The 20,697-nt window shown below is 70.7% G+C and carries 18 protein-coding genes and 1 tRNA gene; 14 read left to right on the top strand and 5 right to left on the bottom strand.

All coding sequences use genetic code 11. From position 1 onward, the window contains the following. Positions 1-21: 21 nt before the first annotated feature. From FDO65_RS17925 to FDO65_RS17910, 4 genes are all read right to left on the bottom strand, one after another. A complete protein-coding gene (locus FDO65_RS17925) occupies positions 22-915 on the bottom strand; it encodes a nucleotidyl transferase AbiEii/AbiGii toxin family protein (RefSeq protein ID WP_137451105.1) in 894 nt (297 codons plus the stop codon). Then, on the bottom strand, positions 912-1,661 hold the full coding sequence (locus tag FDO65_RS17920; RefSeq protein ID WP_137451104.1) for a type IV toxin-antitoxin system AbiEi family antitoxin domain-containing protein: 750 nt from the start codon (positions 1,659-1,661) through the stop codon (positions 912-914). Before FDO65_RS17920 ends, FDO65_RS17925 begins: the two co-directional genes overlap by 4 nt. Before the next feature lie 74 nt (positions 1,662-1,735). Beyond that, a complete protein-coding gene (locus tag FDO65_RS17915) occupies positions 1,736-2,836 on the bottom strand; it encodes an LLM class flavin-dependent oxidoreductase (RefSeq protein WP_137451103.1) in 1,101 nt (366 codons plus the stop codon). Between the two features lie 28 nt (positions 2,837-2,864). Then, entirely contained in the window at positions 2,865-3,356 is a 492-nt protein-coding gene (locus FDO65_RS17910; RefSeq protein ID WP_166442274.1) for a flavin reductase family protein, read from the bottom strand. 160 nt (positions 3,357-3,516) lie between these two features. On the opposite strand from FDO65_RS17910, the gene FDO65_RS17905 reads away from it, so the two are divergent. The 6 genes from FDO65_RS17905 (at position 3,517) to dcd (ending at position 10,175) form a co-directional block, all read left to right on the top strand. After that, positions 3,517-4,479 carry an AraC family transcriptional regulator gene (locus tag FDO65_RS17905; protein ID WP_166442273.1) on the top strand — a complete coding sequence of 321 codons (963 nt, stop codon included), beginning with the start codon at positions 3,517-3,519 and terminating at the stop codon, positions 4,477-4,479. A gap of 156 nt (positions 4,480-4,635) precedes the next feature. After that, positions 4,636-5,394 (top strand): cyclase family protein, encoded by a 759-nt coding sequence (locus tag FDO65_RS17900; protein WP_137451100.1) that lies wholly within the window; start codon positions 4,636-4,638, stop codon positions 5,392-5,394. Between the two features lie 65 nt (positions 5,395-5,459). Then, positions 5,460-7,628: a thiamine pyrophosphate-dependent enzyme gene (locus FDO65_RS17895; protein WP_137451099.1), complete on the top strand. Its 2,169-nt coding sequence runs from the start codon at positions 5,460-5,462 to the stop codon at positions 7,626-7,628. Further along, entirely contained in the window at positions 7,625-9,277 is a 1,653-nt protein-coding gene (locus FDO65_RS17890) for an indolepyruvate oxidoreductase subunit beta family protein (RefSeq protein ID WP_137451098.1), read from the top strand. The genes FDO65_RS17895 and FDO65_RS17890 overlap by 4 nt, the downstream gene beginning before the upstream one ends. A 117-nt stretch (positions 9,278-9,394) precedes the next feature. Then, positions 9,395-9,468 (top strand) — tRNA-Gly (locus tag FDO65_RS17885). Between the two features lie 125 nt (positions 9,469-9,593). Continuing rightward, a complete protein-coding gene (gene dcd / locus FDO65_RS17880; protein ID WP_137451097.1) occupies positions 9,594-10,175 on the top strand; it encodes a dCTP deaminase in 582 nt (193 codons plus the stop codon). Between the two features lie 46 nt (positions 10,176-10,221). Here dcd and FDO65_RS17875 read toward each other — a convergent pair whose 3' ends face one another. Continuing rightward, positions 10,222-11,739, bottom strand: a complete 1,518-nt coding sequence (locus FDO65_RS17875) for an aldehyde dehydrogenase (NADP(+)) (RefSeq protein ID WP_137451096.1) — start codon at positions 11,737-11,739, stop codon at positions 10,222-10,224. Between the two features lie 106 nt (positions 11,740-11,845). On the opposite strand from FDO65_RS17875, the gene FDO65_RS17870 reads away from it, so the two are divergent. The 8 genes from FDO65_RS17870 (at position 11,846) to FDO65_RS17835 (ending at position 20,696) form a co-directional block, all read left to right on the top strand. Then, the gene (locus FDO65_RS17870; protein ID WP_137451095.1) at positions 11,846-12,934 is read left to right on the top strand and encodes a LacI family DNA-binding transcriptional regulator; all 1,089 of its coding nucleotides are present in this window, start codon (positions 11,846-11,848) and stop codon (positions 12,932-12,934) included. After that, positions 12,931-13,947: an ABC transporter permease gene (locus tag FDO65_RS17865; protein ID WP_137451094.1), complete on the top strand. Its 1,017-nt coding sequence runs from the start codon at positions 12,931-12,933 to the stop codon at positions 13,945-13,947. The genes FDO65_RS17870 and FDO65_RS17865 overlap by 4 nt, the downstream gene beginning before the upstream one ends. An 80-nt stretch (positions 13,948-14,027) precedes the next feature. Beyond that, positions 14,028-15,206: a substrate-binding domain-containing protein gene (locus FDO65_RS17860; protein ID WP_137451093.1), complete on the top strand. Its 1,179-nt coding sequence runs from the start codon at positions 14,028-14,030 to the stop codon at positions 15,204-15,206. Then, positions 15,203-16,690, top strand: a complete 1,488-nt coding sequence (locus FDO65_RS17855) for a sugar ABC transporter ATP-binding protein (protein WP_137451092.1) — start codon at positions 15,203-15,205, stop codon at positions 16,688-16,690. Before FDO65_RS17860 ends, FDO65_RS17855 begins: the two co-directional genes overlap by 4 nt. Then, on the top strand, positions 16,687-17,787 hold the full coding sequence (locus FDO65_RS17850; RefSeq protein WP_137451091.1) for an ABC transporter permease: 1,101 nt from the start codon (positions 16,687-16,689) through the stop codon (positions 17,785-17,787). The genes FDO65_RS17855 and FDO65_RS17850 overlap by 4 nt, the downstream gene beginning before the upstream one ends. Next, positions 17,784-18,869, top strand: a complete 1,086-nt coding sequence (locus FDO65_RS17845; RefSeq protein WP_137451090.1) for a phosphotriesterase family protein — start codon at positions 17,784-17,786, stop codon at positions 18,867-18,869. Before FDO65_RS17850 ends, FDO65_RS17845 begins: the two co-directional genes overlap by 4 nt. Before the next feature lie 2 nt (positions 18,870-18,871). Then, positions 18,872-19,879, top strand: coding sequence for an acetamidase/formamidase family protein (locus FDO65_RS17840; RefSeq protein ID WP_137451089.1), 1,008 nt, complete (start codon positions 18,872-18,874; stop codon positions 19,877-19,879). Positions 19,880-19,937: 58 nt separating this feature from the next. Then, positions 19,938-20,696, top strand: coding sequence for a glutamine amidotransferase (locus FDO65_RS17835; RefSeq protein WP_205850141.1), 759 nt, complete (start codon positions 19,938-19,940; stop codon positions 20,694-20,696). Position 20,697 lies beyond the last annotated feature (1 nt).

Below are 20,697 nucleotides of genomic sequence, written 5' to 3'. Positions count from 1 at the left end.
GGGCGCGGGACGTCCAGGGGCTCAGCGGCCGTCGATGCGATGATCGCCATCGTGGAACCGGGCCAGAACGGGGTCGATGGTCTGGCCGGCGAACTCGAGCGAACGGGTCAGACTGCGAAGGGAGGTAGGAACCGGTGACCTCATTGCCTCCAGTGTGTACTTCTGCTGCCAATCCGGTCCGGGTGGAACCAGCTTCCTGGGCAAGGTCATCCCGCGTCGGCGCTGTTCCCGTCGTAGCGCTGCCCCCAGCTGCTCTGGATCGATGGTGATGTCGTCGGCGCCGATGATGAGGACGAGGTCAACGAGATCGCGGTAGCGTCCCGACGTCCTTCCGTTGTGTTGCTCGTACATCGCGGCAACCTTGTCGGCGACCTGGTCAACCACGGGGTAAAGCCGCATGGGTGGAGGTGGCCCGACATCATCGATCGACACCGGGAAGTCCGAGTGCAGCACCCGCACCTTGCCGGTGAAGTGCAGACCGGTCGTCAGATCGAGCGGGAACTGCTCGAAAACGGTGGAGCCCAACAGGGCCCGCACGGTCAGCGTGACCCCGTGAGTCGCGCCGGTCAGGCGCCCCCGTTCGCTGACATCGAAGATGAAGGGGTCTCGCCCTTGCGCACGGCCGGCCTCCTTCAGTTCGGTGATGCAACCGTCGATGGTGAGGTCGGCGGCCGTATTCAGCAGGTCGAGATCCCTGCTGAATCGAGCATTGGGAAGCTGGACCGCCAGGCTGGTTCCACCTTTGAGGATCCAGCGTTCGCCGGGAATGTCGAAGACACGCGCGAGAAAGCAGTGCAGGACAAACAGGCGCCGAAGCTCCTGAAAGGGTCGGCCGCTAGCGGTTGAGGCCTGCTTGGTTCTGTCCGTCAGGGCTCGGCGAAAGGCAGCGGGAGTGGGATAGGCCTTCCCTGTCATGGAGGGTCAGCAATCATCGCTCGAAAACGTCCAGGCCCCGCTGGAGGAGAACTACGAGCACGGTCACCGCCGGTCGCGTGGGCGGCCAGGTCGATGCTGGACTGGGGGACGCCGGCGAGGGCGATCAGCTCATCGATCAGAGCGGTGCCGTCGTCGAATCCGTATCCCGCCGCGCAGCGATCCAGCGCAGCGGCCAGCGAAGTGACGGGTACGTCCCTCCGCCAGACCGCATCCCGGGCCACCACCGCCAGGTGCTCGCGGTCGACTCCGCTGTCCGCGAGCGCGGCGACCGTGACCACCGGAGTGGTGACCGGCAGGCCGTGCTCGACGATCCAGTCTCCGGACCGGACTTGGGCTTGGTGGACGACGACATCCGGATTGCGGGGCCGCCGTCGAGTGGACGCGACGAATTCGATGCGATCGGCGTCGAGATCGCCGAGGCCCAGCAGCTGTGCCGCGCTGCGATGGGAGACCACCCCCTCAGGATCAGGGGCGGCCAGCCGCTCCGGCGCTGATCGTTCCGGGGCCAGGGCGAGCCATGCGGTACGGACACCGGTCCACTCATCGGACGGGGTCCCGGTCAGTTGGTAGATGCCGTGCTGGAGGCGGGTCAGGGTGCCCTGCTCGATGAGGTCGGCCAGCTGCCGACGGGTGGCTCCGGCCAGGCGGCCTTGTGCGGCGGTGATGAGCCCGTGCTGGTCCTCCGCCTGCAGGCGGAGATTGGGCCACCACTCGTCCCTCCGCATGGCGCAATAGTATGCGCTTAGGTGAACTATTGCGCCATGCCGTGCAGCCAGCGGACGACCGGTCTGAGACCTGATCAGCCCATTTCGGGGCGCAGCCCCTTCTTGACCAGCCGCGGCATGACCTCCTGCGCGAAATACTCCAGCTCGCCGACGTAGTCGACGAACGACATCGTGATGCCGCCGAAACCGGCCCGGGCGAAGCGCTCGATCTCGTCGGCCACATCGTCGGGGGAGCCGACCAGCGGGCAGGTGCCGTGCCCGGCGGCGAACCGGCCGCGGAACGTGGCCAGCATCTCCGGGCTGAACGACTGCGCGTGCAGACCCTGCAGCCGCATCAGGTTGTCGACCGCATCCCAGTCGGCGTTCTCGTCGGCGTAGTAGTGCAGGTACTCGCGGGCTTCCTCGCGGGTCGGCCGGCAGACCACATGCGTCGGCGTGAGCACCCCGCTGGTCCGCCCCTGGGCCGCGGCGTCGGCGTGCAATCCGCGGACCACCTCGGCGCCCTGCTCCGGTCCGCTGACGATCGTGAAGACGAAGTCGGCGTTGCGGGCCGCATACGCCTTGCCCTGGGCGCTCGACCCGGCGTTCAGGATCGGCAGCCGACCGTCGGCCGGCTTGGGCAGTGCCTCCACCCCGGTCAGGTTCCAGAACCGACCGGGCACGTCGTACCGGCCCTCGCGCTGCCACAACGTGGTGACGATGTCGATCCACTCCTGGGCGAGGGCGTACCGGGAGTCGTGGTCCTGGGGGAGATCAACGCCCATGGCCTCGTACTCGGGCTGGTTCCAGCCCGCCACGACGTTCACGCCGACCCGACCGGGCGCGACCTGGTCGACGGTGGCGAGCTGCTTGGCCGTCACCACCGGGTGATTGAAGGCGGTGTGCACCGTGGCGAACGCGGTCACCCGCTCGGTCGAGGCGACGATCGCGGTGGCCCACGGCACCGGTTCCAGGACGCCCTCGTGGAAGTTGGTGACGCCCCCGTACCCGATCCACCGGGCGATCGGCAGCATGAAGTCGATGCCGACCCGATCGGCCAGCTGGGCCAACCGCAGGTTGTCCGCCCAGGACGCCGACCAGCGCTCCGGGATCGTCGTGACGGCCAGGCCGCCGGTGCAGTTCGAGGAGAACAGGCCGAGACGGAAGTGGTCGGCGTCGAGAAGCGGTGTGGACACGGTGAGTTCCTTTCGATGAGCGGGCGGTTCAGCGCTGCAGGACGAGCGGGATGGCCGGGCCGGCGGTGAGGTCGACGACCTGGCCGACGAGGTAGGTGTGGTCGCCGACCGGGAGTCGATGCCGGACGCGGCATTCCAGGCGGAGGGGTACGTCCGCGACGAGCAGCGGCATGCCGTCCAGGCCGGCCGTCCACTCGATCCCGGCGAACCGGTCGGCCGATCGGTTCGCGAAGTGGGTCGCCAGGGGTATCTGGTCGGCGCTCAACACGTGCACGACGAAGCCGTCGGCGGCCAGCCAGTCGTCCAGCTGACTGGAGCCGTGGTCGACGCACCATCCGACCAGCGGCGGTTGCAACGAGGTCGAGTGGAAGCTGTTGATGGTCTTGCCGACGGGCCGACCGTCGACGACGGTCGTGACGACGGCGACGCCGGTCGGCCAGCGGGCGAGGTGGCGGCGCAGCGCGGACGGAGTCGTCGCGGGGTCGTTCACGACCGGGGCGGGCGGGGTGTGCTGCGGCATGGCGGAGATCGTCCGGTCAGGGCGCCGGGACGGGCTATCCATTGACAGTCGCCGCTGTCCAGGGAACGCTTGTGTTCTGCGATCCGGACGAACGTCAGTCAAATGTCAACGGAGCCGCGCCGGCGCGTCGGTGACGGGGCGCCCGTGCGGGAGGTGGCCCATGGCCCGGTCGGCCCCGCCCCTGTCCGCCCACCGGGTGCTGCGCACCACGAGTCTCGATGTCGCCCGAGCCTCGGTCTCGGCCCAGCTCGCCCCGCACCGGCTGATGCCGACGGCCGGTGTCGAGGGCTTTCGCGCGCTGCACAACGCGGTCGATCTCGACGGTCTGAGCCTGCACTACATCGACTACGCGTCCGAGGTCGAGATCGCCGTCGACGGCATGGGTTTCCAGCTCGTCCAGATCCCGCTGGCCGGTCGGTGCACCATCGTGGCCGGACGAGCCACGGTCGCCGCGCACCCGGGCACAGCGGTGGTCGCCCCGCCGGGGCGCCCGCTGCGGATGCGCTACTCGAGGGGCAATCCGCGCCTGATGGTGCGGATCGGCCGTCCGGTGCTGACGCAACGGGTGGCGGTCGCCCGGGCCGCCGGGCTCGACATCCCCGACGGGGTCGGCGAACTCGATCTCACCCGGGGGGCGGGGCGGAGCTGGCGGGCCCTGGTCGACCTGGTCGTCACCGACGTGGACCGTCCCGACGGGCTCGCGTCGGCGCCCTCTGCGGCCGCGGCGTTGCGGATCGCGCTCATCGACGGGTTGCTGGCCGGGCTGGCCGTCCCCGGCGAAGCTGCCGCCGTCACCCCCCACGAGCGGCCGATCCGCCGCGCCGCCCGGCTCATCGAGGACCACTGTGCCGAACCGCTCGGCACCCCGGACATCGCCGAGGCCGTCGGTCTCAGCGTCCGCGCCCTGCAGGCCGGCTTTCGCGTGCACCTGGGCGTCACCCCGATGGCCCACCTGCGCCGGGTCCGGCTGGAACGGGTGCGCGCCGATCTGCAACAGGGCCGCGCCGCGAGCGTCACGGAGGCGGCGCTGCGCTGGGGCGTCACCCACCTCGGCCGGTTGTCCGGCGACTACCGGTCGACGTTCGGCGAGACGCCCAGCCAGACCCTGCAACGCTCCCGCTGAGACCGGGCCGCCCGGTCCGCCCGCATTCCGGCTGACCCACGCGCGAACTGGATAGAGCCCCGCCCGGGCCACCGCCTACCGTCCGACGTCACGGCAGCAGTCGTCCCCCGGGCGACCGCGATCCGCGTCCCGTACTGCGACCGAGAGGTGATGGCCATGACCGTCGTCGACGACCTGCTCGATTCCCTGGCGACCGGCGGGGTGGAGATCCTCGACCTCACCGCCCCGCTCTCGCCGGACACCCCCGTCCTGCAGCTGCCGCCGCCGTTCGCGAACACGATCCCGCTGTCGCTGGAGAAGGTCAGCGACTTCGACGACGACGGGCCGTTCTGGGGCTGGAACAACATCCACCTCGGCGAGCACACCGGCACCCACCTCGACGCCCCCGTGCACTGGGCGACCGGCCGGGACGGCAACTCCGTCGACACCATCCCGCCGCGTCGGCTCGTCGGACCGGCCGTCGTCCTGGACGTCACCGAGCGCGCGCAGGAGAACCCCGATCTGCTGGTCGGCCCAGCGGACTTCGAGGCTCTCGGTCCGTTGCCGGAGGGTGCCTGGCTGCTGCTGCGCACCGGCTGGAGCCGGTACAGCCGGGACGCCCAGGCCTTCGCTAATGCCGACGACGCCGGCCCGCACACCCCGGGCGTCTCGGCCGAGGGGGCGCAGTGGCTCGCCGAGTCGCCCATCACCGGCTACGGGGTGGAGACGGTCGGTATCGACGCCGGTCAGGCCGGCGGACTGCAGCCGCCGTTCCCGGTGCACCACTACCTGCTGGGCGCCGACAAGTACGGCCTGACCCAGCTGCAGAACCTCGACCGGCTGCCGGCCACCGGGGCCATGCTGGTGGTCTCGCCGCTGCCGATCGTCGGCGGCACCGGGTCGCCGGCCCGCGCGTACGCCATCGTCCCGTCCTGATCCGCTCGGGTCGCCGCCCCCGCTGACCAGCCGACCATCGACCGAACGGAGAAGGAGCCGCCGCCATGGCCGAACGGTCTTTCGCCCACGAAGTACGCAAGCTCCGCGACGGAGCGGGCACCACGTTCTCCGGCGAGGGCATCCTCGCCGTCACCAAGGCCCTGCTGCAGTCCGGCGTCGCCTACGTCGGCGGCTACCAGGGCGCGCCGATCTCGCACCTGATGGACGTCCTCGGCGACGCCCACGAGGTGCTGGAGGAACTCGGCGTCTACTTCGAGAACAGCGCCTCCGAGGCCACCGCGGCCGCCATGCTGGCCGCATCGGTGAACTATCCGCTCCGGGGCGCGATCACCTTCAAGTCGACCGTCGGCACCAACGTCGCCTCCGACGCCCTGGCCAACCTGTCCAGCGGCGGCGTCACCGGTGGCGCGTTGATCATCGTCGGGGAGGACTACGGCGAGGGCTCCAGCATCATGCAGGAACGCTCGCACGCGTTCGCCATGAAGTCGCAGATGTGGCTGCTCGACCCACGCACGAACATCGAGGCGATCGTCAACGCCGTCGAGGCCGGGTTCGAACTGTCCGAGGCCAGCTCCACCCCCGTCATGCTGCAGCTGCGCCTGCGGGCCTGCCATCTGACCGGCAGCTTCGAGGCCAAGGACAACCAGCGGCCGCCGATGACGGTCACCGAGGCCATCGAGAACCCGGTCCGGCAGCTGGACCGCATCGTGCTGCCGCCGGCGAGCTTCCTGCACGAGAAGGAGAAGATCGAGAACCGCTGGCCGGCGGCCGTCGAGTTCATCACGCGGCGCGGCCTGAACGAGGTGCTCGGCGCCGGCACCGCCGACGTCGGGATCATCGTGCAGGGCGGCGTCTACAACACCCTGAACCGGGCGCTCGAACTGCTCGGCCAGTCGGACGCGTTCGGCAACACCCAGGTCCCGATCTACGTCATGAACGTGACCTACCCGGTGGTCGACTCCGAGGTTCTCGACTTCTGCGCCGACAAGAAGGCCGTGCTGCTGGTCGAGGAGGGGCAGCCCGACTACATCGAGCAGAACCTCAACGCGATTCTCCGGCGGGCCGGGTCGACCGTCGCACTGCACGGCAAGGACCTGCTGCCCGTCGCCGGCGAGTACACCACCGCCGCCGTCACCCGCGGTGTCGACGACTTCCTGGCCCGCCACCTGCCCGACCGCGAACGGACCCGACCGGCGCTGCTGCGCCCGGCCGACGACCCGGCCAGCCCGTTCGCCACCCGCGTCGACGCCAAGGCCATCAAGGCCCGCCCGCCGGGCCTGTGCACCGGCTGCCCGGAGCGCCCCATCTTCAGCGCACTCAAGCTGGCGGAGAAGGAGACCGGCAAGAAGCACCACGTCAGCGCGGACATCGGCTGCCACCTGTTCGCCATCAACGAGCCCTTCAACCTCGGCGCGACCACGATGGGGTACGGGCTCGGCTCGGCCGGGGCGGCCGCACTGAACTCCAAGTCCGCCGACCGGCGGACCGTGGCGATCATGGGCGACGGCGGGTTCTGGCACAACGGCCTGACCAGCGGGGTCGGTAACGCCGTCTTCAACGAGAACGATCAGCTCCTGCTGGTCGTGGACAACGCCTACAGCGCCGCCACCGGCGGCCAGGACGTGCTCTCGTCCCAGGCCGACAGCCCGCTGCGTTCCACCCAGCATCCGATCGAGAAGGCCGTCCGCGGCGTCGGGGTGAAGTGGACCAAGACCGTCACCGACACGTACAGGATCGGCGAGCTGCGCGATCTGCTGGTCACCGCGCTCACCACTAAGACCAAGGGCCCGAAGGTCATCGTCGCCCAGTCCGAGTGCCAGCTGAACAAGCAGCGCCGAGAGAAGCCGCAGCGGCAGAAGGCCATCAAGGAGGGCAAGCGGGTCGTCAAGGAACGGTTCGGCGTCGACGCCGAGACCTGCACCGGCGACCACGCCTGCATCCGCGTCTCCGGCTGCCCCTCGCTGACCATCGCCCCCAACCCGGACCCGATGCGCACCGACCCGGTCGCCACCGTGCTCGACTCCTGCGTCGGCTGCGGGGTGTGCGGGGCCAACGCGCACGCCGCGTCGCTGTGCCCGTCGTTCTACCGGACCGACATGGTCATCAACCCGACCGCCGTCGACCGCGCCCGGTCCGTCATCCGCAAGGGCTGGACGAAGGCCCTGTCCTCCGGGGTCGAGTCCCGGGCCGCACAGTACGAGGTCGCGCAATGAGCAGCAGCTGGAGCAGTGGGCGTCGCCCGATCACCATCGCCATCCTGGCCATGGGCGGCGAGGGCGGCGGGGTGCTCGCCGACTGGATCGTCGCCGTCGGGCAGAAGGCCGGCTGGTACGCACAGAACACGTCCGTCGCCGGGGTCGCCCAGCGCACCGGTGCGACCGTCTACTACGTCGAGCTGTACCCGCCGTCGTTGGCCCCGGCCGGTGAGAGTGCCCGGCAGCAGCCGGTTCTCAGCCTGTTCCCGACGCCGGGGGAGGTCGACGTCGTCATCGCCTCCGAGCTGATGGAGGCCGGCCGGGCCGTGCAGCGCGGGTTCGCCACCCCCGACCGCACCACGTTGATCGCGTCGACCAACCGGGTCTACTCGATGGACGAACGACTCGCCCTCGGCGACGGCCGGGCCGACAGTGCCGCCCTGCTGTCCGCGGCCGAGGCCGGCGCCAAGCGGCTGGTGTCCGCCGACTTCATGGCCCTGGCGACCACGGCCGGCAGTGTCATCAGCGCGTCGCTGTTCGGGGCGCTGGCCGGGTCGGCCGCGCTGCCGTTTCCGCGGCCGGAGTTCGAGGCCGCCATCAGGGCGTCCGGCAAGGGCGTCGACGCGTCGCTGCGGGCGTTCGCCGCCGGCTACGACGCCGCGACCGCGCCGCCACCGGCCCCGGCCTCGCGCGGCAACGGCCCGGTCGCCCTGACCCTGCAGCCGCGCCGACCGGTCGACCCGGTCGAGGCCGCCGCCCAGGCCGAGGAACGGCGACGGCGGCAGATCGCGGCCACCGACCCGGGCAGCCTGGTCGGGCCCGGGTTGCAGGCCCACGCCCGTCGCGTAGCGGACCACTTCCCCGTCCCGGCGCGGGACATGCTGCTGCACGGGTGCGTCCGCACCGCCGTCTACCAGGACATCGACTACACCGATCGCTACCTGCAGCGGGTCTCCCGGTTGGCCGCGATCGAACTCGATCCGGCCGGGGAGGCCCGGCTCACCGTCGAAGCCGCCCGGCACGTCGCGCTTTGGATGACCTACCAGGACACCATCCATGTCGCCCACCAGAAGATCCGCAGCAAGCGGATCGCCGGAGTCCGCGACGAGGCCGGGGCCAAGAAGGGGCAGATCGTCGACGTCCGCGAGTACCTGCACCCGCAGGTCGAGGAGATCACCGACACTCTGCCGACGGCGATGGGCCGCCGGCTGTCCCGGTCGAAGATGTTCCGCCGCATCGTCACCAGGGCCACCCGGAACGGCATCGTCGTCAACACCACCGGCACCATCGGTTTCTCGATGCTGTGGGTGATGGCCAGGTTCCGGCCCATGCGGCCCCGGTCGTACCGGTTCGCCCGCGAGCAGGAGGCGCTGGACACGTGGATCGACCGGGCCGTCCGGGTCGGTCGCGACGATCCCGAACTGGCCCGCGAGGTCATCGAGTGCCAGCGGGTGCTCAAGGGCTACGGCGCCACCCACGAGCACGGCCGGGAGAGCTTCGCGCTGCTGATGGCCGCCGTCGACACCCTGGCCTCCGGGCCCGGGCGGGCCCGGGCGGCCGCGGAGATCCAGCGTCTCCGGGAGGCCGCGCTGGCCGACGAGGACGGGACGGCGCTCCGCGCGGCGCTGGCCCAGGTGGCGCCGGGCGCGTTGGCCGCGGTCGCCTGAGGCCGCGGGCGTGGTCGGTTCCGTCGGGGGGCCGACCCGCCCGGCTGCATCGACAGGGGCGCCCCGACCGCGAAGGACCGTCACCACCGTGGGACGGGCTATAGTGGTCGGGCACCTGCGGGCGTAGTTCAGTGGTAGAACTTCAGCTTCCCAAGCTGATAGCGCGAGTTCGATTCTCGTCGCCCGCTCCAGCAGTGCGAAGGCCCGGACGGATTTCCGTCCGGGCCTTCGCCGTTCCGCCGGTGGGGGTGACGTTGCGATTCCCGCTGGTCGGGGCCTCACGACCCGACGCCGATCGGCCCTCTAGGCTGCCCTCATGCTGCTTTCGGATCGCGACCTGCTCGCCGAGATCGAGGCCGGGAATCTCGGCCTGGACCCCTTCGACGCCACGCTGATCCAGCCGTCCAGCATCGACGTCCGGCTCGACCGGTTCTTCCGGGTCTTCAACAACACGAAGTACACCCACATCGATCCCAAGGTGCAGCAGGACGACCTGACCACCCAGGTGGAGGTCGAGGGGGACGGACCGTTCGTCCTGCACCCGGGCGAGTTCGTCCTCGGCTCGACGTTCGAGGCGGTCACGCTGTCCGACTCCCTGGCCGGTCGGCTGGAGGGCAAGTCGTCACTCGGCCGGCTCGGTCTGCTCACCCATTCGACCGCCGGGTTCATCGACCCCGGTTTCACCGGTCACATCACCCTCGAACTGTCCAACGTGGCCAACCTCCCGATCACCCTGTGGCCGGGCATGAAGATCGGACAGCTCTGCCTGTTCCGGCTGACCACCCCGGCGCTGCACCCCTACGGCTCGGCCCAGTACGGCTCCCGCTACCAGGGGCAGCGCGGGCCGACCCCGTCGCGGGCGTACCTAAACTTCCGGCAGGACGACACCCGCCGCTGAAGCGGCGGTCGCTTCGCCGCCCGATGGGCGGCGGAGCGGGTGGAGGTCACGAGGTCACGCGGAGAGTGCCGTCCACGCGACGCGCCAGTGAGTGGTCCACCGGCTCGTCCCGTAGTTCGTCGGGCAGCAGGTCGGCCGGCACGTCCTGGAAGCAGACCGGTCGGAGCCAGCGGCGGATGGCCGTCGCCCCGACGCTGGTGTGCAGCACCGACGTGGATGCCGGGTAGGGACCACCGTGGTGGGTGGCCCAGGCCACGGCCAGTCCGGTCGGGAACGCGTTCCAGACGATGCGCCCCACCCGTCCGACCAGGATGTCCAGGACGATCCGCGACACCTCGGAATCCGTCCCGTCGGCGTGGATCGTCCCGGTCAGCGCCGGTCCGGTCCGGGACACGATGGACCGCAGCTGGTCGACGTCCGTGTACGTCGCCACCAGCAGGATCGGCCCGAAACACTCCTCCAGCAGGTCGCCGGTCAGCTGGTCGGGGTCGACCTCCAGGAGCACTGGGGCGCCATGGCGGCCGCCGGCATCGACCGGACGACGATCGGAATGACCCGCCAGGACAGTGACTCCGGCGTGCCCGGCCAGTGCCGTGCTGCGGGTGGCGTAGGCGCCGGCGATGCGCTCGCTGAGCATCACGCCGCTCGGCACTTCGCCGACCGCCGTGATCAGCGCCTTGCGCAGGGCCCGGCCGTCCGGGCCGGCGGGGATCAGGACGAGACCCGGTTTGGTGCAGTACTGCCCCACCCCCAGGGTGAAGGAACCGGCGAGACCGCGGGCGATGTCGACGCCGCGGGCCCGGGCCGCGGCCGGGCAGACGGCCACGACATTCAGGGCCCCGAGCTCGCCGTAGAACGGGATCGGGTCCGGGCGGGCCGCTGCGACGTCGGCCAGCAGACGGCCGACCGGCAGCGATCCGGTGAAACCCACGGCGCGGACGGCGGGGTGGCGCACCAGCTCCGTCCCGGCCTGTTGCCCGTGGACGAGCGAGAGGATGCCGGTGTCGACGCCGATCGATTCCGCCGCCCGCCGGATCGCGCGGAAGGACGATGCGGAGGTCAGCGGGTGGGCCTCGTGGACCTTGGCGACGACGGGACAGCCAGCGGCCAGGGCCGAGGCGGTGTCGCCGCCGGCCACCGAGAAGGCGAACGGGAAGTTGCTGGCCCCGAACACACCGACCGGGCCCAGCGGGAGGAGCATCCTGCGCAGGTCGGGACGGGGCCCGGCCGGCGAGTCGCCGCGGTGGTCCACCGTCGCCTCGAGGTAGGCGCCGTCGTCCAGCACGTCGGCGAAATGCTCGAACTGGAATCTGGCCCGCGAGAGTTCCTGTTGCAGGCGTGATGTCGGCAGTCCGGTCTCCTGCTCACAAGTAGTGACCAGATCGTCACGGTCGGCCTCGAGTGCGGTCGACACCGCTCTGAGCAGTCGAGCGCGGCCCGACCGGCCGAGGGAGGAGAGCGCGGCGAAGGCCGCGACCGCCGCGTCGAGCGCCGCGTCCAGTTCTGCGGTCGAGGTGTGACGGGCGGGCGCGGCGGACGGGTCCGACCGGTCATGAGGGGACATCAGTGCTCCTGTCGGCTGGAAAGCGATGAAACGACACGAATGTCGATGGGTGGTCCTGGAAAAGCCTGTCGGGGCATTGCGCCGTATGACGCCCGCGTAACGATCGATGTGCGCGCAGACCTGTTCGGCCAGAACGCTCTTGACAAGTTCGGCAATGCGGCAGAGTCTCCCCGTAATCGATTACGAGGAGGACGTTATCGTCACCGTCAAGGACGTCGCTCAGCGAGCGGGAGTGTCCGTCGCGAGCGTGTCACGCGCGCTCAACGGGCTTCCGGGCGTGAGCGAGAGCGTCGTCCGGCGGGTCAAGGAGGCGGCCGACGAGCTGCACTACCGTCCCAACGCGGTGGCCCGCTCGCTGCGGACGGAAGCCTCCCGCGCGCTCGGCCTGGTGATCAGCGACGTCACCAACTCCTTTTTCGTGGAGCTCGCCCGGACGATCGAGGACGAGGCGGCCAAGCTCGGCTTCTCGCTCATCCTGTGCAACTCCGACGAGGACCCGGCCAAGGAGGGCCACTACCTCGACGTCCTGCACGACCAGCGGATCGACGGTCTGCTGCTGTCCCCGGCCCGCGCGATGACGCCGCAGATCAGGCGGATGCGCGAGTTCGGAACGCCGATCGTGCTGCTCGACCGCAACCTCCGGGGTTCCGGCCTGCCCTGCGCGGGCGTCGACGGCCGCAGTGCCATCGCCGATCTCGCCGAGCACCTGGCCGAGCAGGGGTATCGGAGCGCCGGTGTCATCGGCGGTCCGGTCGAGGTGTCCAACGGCCACCAGCGGCTGCTCGACTTCGCCACCGAAGCCGGGAACCGGGGTATCGCCGTCGCTCCCGAGCACCGCCACACCGGCAATTTCGAGGTCGACGGTGGGCGCGCCGCGATGAGCCTGATCCTCGACACCCCGTCGCCCCCGCAGGTTGTCTTCGCGACCAACAACCTGATGGCCCTGGGCGCTCTGCAGGTGCTGCACGAACAGGGCGTCGCGGTCGGGACCGACATGGGCTTCGTCAGTTTCGACGACGTGCCCTGGTTCTCCCTGATGACTCCGAGCATCACGGCGATCGAGCAACCGATCGCCGCGCTGGGCGCCAACGCCGCGTCGATGATCACCGGCCTGATCGCCGGCCAACGGGTGCGCTCCCGCACGGTCCGCGCGCACCTGACTCCCCGGCAGTCCACGATGAGGGGCCACGCATGACGACGAGCGGTACGCCGACGCACACGGGCGGGCGGCTCTTCCGGGACCCGTCGACGGGACGGTCATCGCACCCGATCCGTCGACTGGTGACGCCGTCGTTCTGGCGACACAAGGCGGTCTGGGTCGTGCTGGCCGCGACCTATCTCGTCGGGCTGGCCGTGTCCGCGAACGTCGTCGCGCCGAGTCGCTGGGCCGACCTGCTGCGGTTGGCCACGCCGTTGGCGTGCCTGGCCCTTGGTCAGACGATCCTGGTCATCGGCCGCAACCTCGACCTCTCCGTCGGCGGGGTCGTCGGACTGGTCAACGTGATCGCCGCCGGCGTCCTGGCGCAGCAGAGCAACCCCGTCGTGGTGATCCTGCTGTGCCTGGGCATGGGGCTGGCCGTGGGCCTGATCAACGGCGTCGGCGTTGCCCTGGTAGGGGTTTCGCCGTTCATCATGACCCTGGGCACGAGTTTCATGCTGACCGGCGCGGCCCTCGTGATCTCGGGTGGAGCCCCGTCCGGTCAACTTCCACCGTCGATCCGCGCGCTGTCCCTCGGCAGTTGGCTCGGCCTGGCTCCCGCGGTGTGGCTCACCGCGGCCCTGTTCGTGGGGGTGGCCATCGTGCTGAAGTTCACCTGGGTGGGCCGCACGCTCTACGCCCGCGGCATCAATCCCTCCGCCGCGCGGCTCAGCGGCGTCTCCCTCGCCCGTGTCGACGTCGTCTCCTACGTGTTCTCGGGGCTCTGCGCCGCCGTCGGCGGCCTGTTCCTGGCCGGCGCCGTCGGTCAGGGCAGTCTCGGAGCCGGCGAAGACCTGCTGCTGAACTCGCTGGCCGCCGTCGTCGTCGGCGGCACCACCTTCGTCGGCGGCAAGGGCGGCGTCGGCGGGACCCTCGGCGGGGCATTGTTGTTCACCGTCCTGGCCGCCGTACTGACAGCCGCCGGTCTCGGCGCCGGCGGGCTGTCGATCGCCAGCGGTGTCGTCCTGCTCGCCGCGGCCGCTCTGTTCCGGCGAACCCGCAGCACCTGACCAACCACCCACCACTGCGTCCCTGTCGCCTTTCTCGTCCGCCGCCCCACCCCCAGCACCCTCAGATCGGAGCTCCTCAGATGCGTACCCCCCTCCGGCATTTCATGGTCGCCGCGGCCGTGTCGGCCGTGACCCTGACCGCCCTGACCGGCTGCGGGAGTTCCAGCAGCACGTCCTCCAGCTCGGCCGACGGTGGCTCGTCGTCCGCTGCGGCGTCCGGCAGCGCCGGCGCGGACGCCGGCGGCAGCATCCCGCTCTACTCGGGGATGGCGCTGTCCGCCGCCAGCTCCGATGTCGACACCTCGAAGTACAAGAGCGACGTCAGCAACCCCAAGATCGGGTACGCCAGCCTCAACCTGGTCAACAGCTTCCAGGTGCAGCGCTCCAAGGCCGCCGAACTGGTGGCCAAGGAGTACGGCGCCGAGCTCATCACCACCAACGCCAACAACGACGCCAACACCCAGGTCAGCAACATCGAGGACCTGCTCGCGCAGGGCGTCAACGCCCTCGTCGTCTCGCCGGTCAACAGCGACTCCCTGACCCCGGTGCTGCGCCGCGCGGCGCAGGCCAACATCCCGGTCATCGTCGAGGGGACGGACGTCCAGTCCTCTGACGTGCTCAGCCGGGTGTTCTCGACCAACGACACCTTCGGTGCCACCGCGGCCAAGGGACTCTGCGACCTGATGTCCGGGAAGGGCAAGGTCGTGATGCTGCGCGGGATAGCCGGCGTGCAGGCCGAGACCGAGCGGTACGACGCGGGCAAGGCCGAGATGGAGAAGTGCGGACTCGAGGTCGAGGGTGAGGCCTACGGCGACTGGAACTACGCCGGCGGTCAGACCGCGGCGGAGACGCTGGTCGCCCAGTTCCCCGAGATCGACGGCGTGTGGTCCAGCGGTTCGGAGATGACGCGGGCGGCGATCGACGTGTTCGAGGCCAAGGGGCGGCCGCTGGTGCCGATGACCGGCGAGTGCGAGAACGGTTTCCTGCACATCTGGCAGGACAAGGGGCTCAAGGCCGTGGCGCCGATCTTCCCGACCTGGCAGACCCCGGAAGCGGTCAAGCTGGCGCTGAAGGCGTTGCGCGGCGAGACGATCAAGGCCTCCTACAGCCTGGAGCTGCCGGCCATCACCGATGAGAACGTCGACCAGTTCGCCAACGCCTCGCTGCCCAAGGACTGGTGGTCGGACGGTGTCGTCGGCAGCGACGGCAAGCTGGAGAACTACCTGACGCCCGACCAGGTCAAGACGATCTTCTCGTGACTTTCCGCAGCCTCACCGTCGATCACGTCTCCAAGGCGTTCGGGGCGACCCGTGCGCTGTCCGACGTCAGCTTCACCCTCCGAGCGGGCGCCGTCCATGGCCTGGTCGGGGAGAACGGCGCCGGGAAGTCGACACTGCTGAAGATCATCAGCGGGGTCTACCGGGCCGATTCCGGCACGGTGGCCGTCGACGGGACGGCGGTGACGCCGGGTTCGATGACGGCGGCCGAGGCTGCCGGGATCCAGATCGTGCATCAGGAACTGGCGCTGTTCCCGCACCTGACGGTGGCGCAGAACATCTGCGCCGGCCGGGCACCCCGCAAGCAGGGGTGGGTCAGCGTGTCGGAGATGGAACGCCGAGCCCGGGCCGCCCTGGCCCGGCTCGGCGCCGACATTGATGTCCGACGCCGGGTCGAGGGACTGCCGACCGCCGATCAGCAGTTCGTCGAGCTGGCCCGCGGTCTGGTTCGTTCGTCGAACGTCCTGATCCTCGACGAACCGACGGCGGCGCTGCCGCCCGAAGACGCGCGGCGGTTGCTGGCCGTGTTGCGGGAACTGGCCGCCGGCGGGATGGGCATCGCCTTCGTCAGTCACCGGCTCGACGAGGTGATGGCGGTGACCGACGAGGTGACCGTGCTCAAGGACGGCGCGGTGAACAGCTCCGCGCCGACCGAGCAGTTGTCGCCGGAGCGGATCGTCTCGCTCATGGTGGGCCGCGAGCTCGCCGATCTCTTCCCGCCGAAGGCGGCCGAGACCGGCCGGCCGGCCGTGCTCTCGGTGCAGGGACTGGTCGCTCCGCCGTTGGTCCGCGGCGTGGACGTCGAGCTCCACGAAGGGGAGATCGTCGGCCTGTACGGCCTGGAGGGGTCGGGCCAGGACGAGGTGCTCCGCTGCCTGGCCGGTGACCTCCCGGTGGCCGGCGGGCGCGTCAGCCTGCGCGGCCGACGGCTCCGGACCGGCCGGGTCGGTCGGGCGCTGCGGGCCGGGGTGGGGTTCGTCCCGCCCGACCGCAAGCACGACGGCCTGCTGCTCGAAGCGTCAGGCATCCAGAACATCTCGCTCCCCGTGGTCCGGCGCCGATTCAGCTCGGGCTGGTGGGTGCGGTCCCGGGCCGAGCACCGGGATGCCGCCGCCGCGGCCGCCGAGGCGGGTGTCCGCGGCAACCTGGACCGTCCGGTCGTCACCCTGTCCGGCGGCAACCAGCAGAAGGTGCTGCTGTCCCGGTTGCTGCTGGCCCGGGCCGACGTCCTGCTGCTGAACCAGCCGACCCGCGGCGTCGACGTCGGCGCCAAGGCGGAGATCTACCGGCTGATCCGGTCGGTCTGCGACAGCGGTCGGACGGCGCTGGTCGTCAGCCCGGAGATCACCGAACTGCTCGGACTGTGCGACCGGATCGTGGTCATCGGCGCGGGCAGCATCCGCGGTGAGGTCGACGCCGGCTCGGCGACCGAGGAACAGGTGCTGGCGCTGGCGGTGGCGTCGTGAACGACATCGGGAAGGGCAGCATGGACACCAGCATCAAGGGCGCCGTGAACGACGCTGGGACGACGACCCGGTCGTCCGGGTGGGGGTCACGGTTCGATCCGTCGATCCTGCCCGCGGTGCTGTTCATCGTGCTGCTGTGTCTCATCGGTGCGCGCAACTCCAACTTCTTCGGCACCTTCAACATCGGCAACGTCCTCACCCAGATCGTGCCGCTGCTCCTGGTGGCCGCCGGGCAGACCTTCGTGGTCGCGACCGGCGGCATCGACCTGTCCGTGGGGTCCATCGTCAGCCTGGCCTCGGTGGTGTCGGTCAGCCTGTTCGCCCCCTGGGGCATTCCGGCCACGATCGCGATGACCATCGCGGTGAGTGTGCTGTGCGGTGTCGTCAACGGCCTGCTGGTCAGCCGCGGACTCGAGCCGTTCCTGGTCACCCTGGCCACCCTGTCGGTGATTCAGGGCGCCGCCTTCCTCATCCGCGAATCGCCCGGCGGCGGCGTGCCCGAGTCCTGGGGCGAGGTGGCCGGCTACTTCAAGGGCGGCATCGTGCCGTTCGCGCTGCCGATCGCCGTCGTGGCCATCATCGTGGCCACCGTCGTGCTGCGCCGGACCCAGGTCGGGTTCGACATCCTGGCCACCGGCAGCAACGCCGACGTGGCCGAACTGTGCGGGATCCGCACCACCCGGGCCCACCTGTGGGCCTACGGGCTGTCGGGTCTGCTGGGCGGTCTGGCCGGGTTGTACGTGAACGCCCGGACGCTCGGCGGGGATCCGCTGGCGGGGGCCACCTTCACGCTCGACTCGATCGCCGCGGTCGTCCTGGGTGGCACCCTGATCACCGGCGGGCGGGCGTCGATCATCGGGTCGGCCGCCGGGGCGCTCTCGCTGGGCCTGCTCTCGAACGTGCTGAACTTCGCCAACGTCTCCAGCTTCTACCAGCAGGCCGTCAAGGGCGCCGTCGTCGTCCTGGCGGTGGCCGTCCCGCTGATCGCCGTGCGGGTGAGCCGACGCGTCCGGGCCACCAACCAAGCCCGCGCCGTCGCGCGGAACCGTTCACGCGTCGCCGTCGCCGGCGGCCCGGGGGACGGGAGTACCGCGTGACCGTCGTCGACGGGTGGGTGACGACCGTGACGGGGCCGGTCGAGGCCGCGTCGCTCGGACACGTCGCCCCGCACGAGCATCTGGTGTCCGACTCGTCGGCCCAGGTCGTGGCCCTCTACGAGGGGCCGGCGGAGCGTCGCGCCGCGCTGGGTATCGACGAGGCCGACCGCGAGTTGCTGATGGCGCCGATGGACATCCGCAACCTGGGCTGGATCCGTCGACACGCGATGAACGTCGACAACCTCCGACTCGACGACCGCGAGGCGACCCTCGAGGCGTTGGCCGACTTCCGTGGACTCGGTGGCACCGCCATCGTCGAGTGCACGCCCATCGGACTGGGCCGCGATCCGCTGGCGCTGCGCGAGCTGTCGCAGGCATCGGGCGTCCTGGTCGTGATGGGCAGCGGGTGGTACCTCGCCGACTTCCACCCGGCCGAACTCGACGCCGCCGACACCGGCCGGTTGCGTGAGGAGATCCTGCGCGACCTCACCGTCGGTGTCGACGACACCGGGGTGCGGTCCGGGATCATCGGCGAGATCGGCACCGGCTGGCCCCTCCACCCGGCCGAACGGCTGGTGCTGCAGGCCGCCGCGCAGGCGCAACGGGCCTCGGGGGCGGCGATGCAGATCCACCCCGGACGGCATCCCGAGGCCCCGGCGGCGGTCCTGCGGGTCCTCGACGAGGCCGGCGCCGACCTGACCAAGGTCTCCGTCTCGCACCTCGACCGGACCCTGACCGACCCGGCCGACCTCGTCGAGATCGCCCGGACCGGTTGCTATCTCGAGTTCGACATGTTCGGCCAGGAGTCGACGTACTACCCCTACGGCTGGTTCGAGGTGCCCAACGACGGCGCCCGCGTCCGGCTGCTGGAGGCGCTGGTCGAACGGGACCTGCTGGGTCAGCTGCTCATCTCGCAGGACACCGGCTACCGGTCCCTGCTGCCCCGCTGGGGCGGCACCGGATACGCGCACATCCTGCGCGAGGTCGTGCCCCTGCTGCGACGCCGCGGCTGGAGCCCGGCGGACGTCGACCGCCTGACCCGGACCAACCCCGCCCGATGGCTCAGCCGGAACGGAGCGTGACCGTGGCCATCATCGAATACCGCCCGGAACCCGAGGAATTCGGCTGGACGTTCGGCGGCCTGGAACCGGTGCGCCGGGTGGCCCCGGGCGATGTGCTGAGGCTGTGGACCGAGGACGCCTTCGGCGGTCACCTGCGCTCCACCAGTTCCCGGCTCAGCACGGATGTGCCCGGGTTGCTGACGAACCCGCAGACCGGGCCGTTCCACGTCGAGGGTGCCCGGCCGGGCGACACCCTCGTCCTGCACGTGCTCGACCTGCGCCCCGCCCGCACGTGGGGTGCCTCCTGCGCCTTTCCCGGCTTCGGCGGCCTGACCAGCACCGACCTCGACCCGTCCCTGCAGGACCTGCTGCCGGAACGGGTCTGGATGTACGACGTGGACGCCGAGGCCGGCACGGTGACCTATCGGGCCCTGGACAGCGACCACCAGATGGCGCTGCCGCTGGAACCCATGCTTGGCACCATCGGGGTGGCCCCGGCCCGCGGCGAGGTGCGGTCGTCGCTCGTCCCCGATCGGCACGGCGGCAATCTCGACGTCCCGGCCGTGCGACCCGGGACCACCGTCTACCTGGGGGTGAACGTCGAGGGCGCGTTGTTCTCCGTCGGCGACGGTCACTACCGCCAGGGCGAGGGCGAGCTCTGCGGCTCCGGGGTGGAGGGCGCGTTGTGGGTCGACCTGGTGGTCGACCTGCTGCCGGGCGTTCCGACCGCTGGGCCGCGGCTGGAGACCGACGACAGCCTCATCGCCGTCGGTTCCGCGCGGCCGCTGGACGCGGCCTGGCGCATCGCCCACCTCGACCTCGTGAGGTGGGTCGCCGACCGCACCGGACTCTCACCGATGGACGCCTACCAGCTCGTCTCCCAGGTGGGCCGGTCGCCCATCGGCAATGTCGTCGACCCGAACTTCACGGTCACCGCCGTGGTCGACAAGAAATACCTGCCCGGCCTGGACGAGGCCGCCGACGGCCTGCACCAGCGGCTGCGGGCGACCGATCTACCCGCCCGCCCCTGACCCGAGACCCCAGGGAAGGTCCGCCCGGACCGCCCGACCCGAGAGGAAGACCCGTCCGATGACACTGTGCCGCGCCCTGGTGGTGGGCGAGTCGTGGGTGACCCACAGCATCCATCAGAAGGGGTTCGACTCCTTCACCACGACCGAGTACGTCGAGGGCGGGGGTCGGCTGATCGCCGCCCTGCAGGCCGGTGACGTCGAGGTGGACTACATGCCGGCCCATGTCGCGATGCGCGACTTCCCGGACACCGCCGAGGCGCTCCGGGCATGGGACTGCATCGTCATCAGCGACATCGGGGCCAACAGCCTGCTGCTGCATCCCGACACGTTCAACCGGTCCGTGCCCCGCCCCAATCGGTTGGAGGCCCTGGCCACCTACGTGCGGGAGGGCGGCGGCGTGGTGATGGTCGGCGGCTACCTGACGTTCCAGGGCATCGAGGCCAAGGGCTGCTGGCGGGGCACCCCGGTGGAGGAGGTCCTGCCGGTCACGTTGGAACCGTTCGACGATCGTTGCGAGCGGCCGGACGGTGTCGTGGCCCAGGTGACCGGGTCGCACGCGGTCACCGACCAGGTCCACGGCGAGTGGCCGGCGTTGCTCGGCTACAACCGGTTGACCGCTCGCCCGACGTCACAGGTGCTGGCCACCGTCGGCGACGACCCGCTGCTCGTCGTCGGGTCGGCCGGTCAGGGGCGCAGCGTCGCCTTCGCCTCCGACTGTTCGCCGCACTGGGCGCCGCCGGCGTTCATGGACTGGGAGCACTACGAGCGCCTGTGGTCCCAGATGATCATCTGGGCCGCCGGGACGGGAGCGCGCTGAC

The sequence above is a fragment of the Nakamurella flava genome (assembly GCF_005298075.1).
Classification (GTDB): domain Bacteria; phylum Actinomycetota; class Actinomycetes; order Mycobacteriales; family Nakamurellaceae; genus Nakamurella; species Nakamurella flava.
The sequence above is the reverse complement of the archived record's forward strand: the minus strand, read 5'-3'. Positions and strand labels throughout refer to the sequence as shown.